Source organism: Eubacterium sp. CAG:161, from assembly GCF_000432355.1.
GTDB lineage: Bacteria > Bacillota > Clostridia > Lachnospirales > Lachnospiraceae > Eubacterium_G > Eubacterium_G segne.
Map to the genome: position 1 here is coordinate 1 of NZ_HF991837.1, position 1,878 is coordinate 1,878.

1 protein-coding gene is annotated in these 1,878 nt (G+C 27.0%); it reads left to right on the top strand.

The annotated features are described in order from the left end of the window. Positions 1 to 770 precede the first annotated feature (770 nt). A partial coding sequence (locus Q5O30_RS00585) for a retron Eco8 family effector endonuclease (protein ID WP_302674486.1) occupies positions 771 to 1,878 on the top strand: 1,108 nt, incomplete at its 3' end.

The window sequence follows — 1,878 nt, forward strand, 5'->3', positions numbered from 1 at the left end:
GGGAAATTTAGTTAAATTTCCCTCCTACTCGATTAGAGCCCGTAGTTATTCTATGAATGAAGCTAGCTTATTGATTGCGTAAAATATTAATTATATTTATCCATTATCTTTTTCAGGCATGCAGTAGGCACAACCATTACAGTCACAATGATTTTTGAAAATGGAATAAACTTGTGCAGATTCGTAAGAATCACAATTGTAAACATGATTACTGTTGATTTCGTTAATGCGACAAGCTTGGGTTTCACGGTCTAAATCATGAACTTCATGAGTATTAGTATTAAGAACATATTGTTTGCCATTAAAGGGCGCAGTGTATCTTCGCATAAATATCTCTCCTTTCGTTATACTAGGAATTTACCTGTAATTTTAGTATAATGGAAAAAGAGTAAATTTGAATATTGTGGTAAAAAAGTAAGTAAAAATAGCGAAAATGTTAAATGATCAATATTTTTACTATTCTCAAGAAAAATGGGAGGTGAAAGAGGTATCAAAGAGTTAATATATTGGATAAAAATTATTAATAGGGTGTAAACACTATGACATAATAAATATATCAAACTAGGAAGATAAAACGAAATATACAAAAAATTATGTGTGACATTAACTCAGTAAAAAGAATAAACTAACATTTTTAATTACAAAAGTAGTTGAGGATAAATATGGGAAAGATTACATTGGAAACAGGATGGCAAAAATGAGAACAAAGAACATATAGATTTTAATCAACAGTAATAGTGATATATAGTTTGGAATAAAGGAATTTGAATATGGGAGTGACAAGAATAAACATAAGGAATTACAAATCTATTAAAAGAGTATCGATTAACCTAGAAAGAAGTCGGTACGACTTACAATGCTTTATAGGCATAAACGGGTCTGGAAAATCTAATTTGTTAGATGCAATTAAGTATTTTTACGATATGATGATTGATGAAAACAGTAAGCAAAGAATAATTGATACAAATAATAATTATTTACAATCTGCTGAAATTGAACTGGAATATGATTTTTGTCAACTAGCAAAAAAAAATACTAACCCATATTATGATGAGCAATTATTAGATTTAGTTGAATATTTTGTAGACAATAGAATTAGATTGAAAATGATTCAATATAAAGATGGAACAGTAAAATGGTATCCACGAGAAATGGATTTAAATAGTAGGAGGGTTATATACAAGTTATTTCCCATATTTTTCATAGATACTAGGTTTGTGTCGTTACAAAATTGGGCAGAGGTATGGAATAACATTTCAGATATATCTATTGGAAAGCTAAATATTGATAAAAATGATATAATAGAATCAATTGATGAGCTTATGTCAGACGCATATGGAGAAAAATACGAAAAAACAATAAAGATAATTAATGATGTATTTGAACAAGAAAAAATAAAAATTGATGAATCAAATTTTTATGAGCAATATATAGATTTACTAAAATTGAGACTAGGTGGAGAAAAATTCCTAAGCAATGAGAATAAATTAGCATATTATTCAGATGGATTAAATTCATTAAAATATATCAAATTAATAATAATGTTAATATCCCAACTATCTAGTACTGGATGGAAAAATCCATTATTGATAATAGATGAACCGGAGATTGGATTGCATTCTAGCTATATAGAAGAGTTGGTATCTTGCATACAAGGAAATATTAATAAAAATGTTAATATGATTCTTTCAACACATTCACCACATTTAGTCAGTGAAATTATAAAAAATGATATCTCGATTAGTATTTGGAGAATATTTTATAACAATGATTATTCATATTTTGAAAAAATGAAAGATATTATAGATGATAATCAAAAATATTTAGTTGATGATATAGAAACTTCATGTTATTTTTCCAATGCACTTTTGTTTGTTG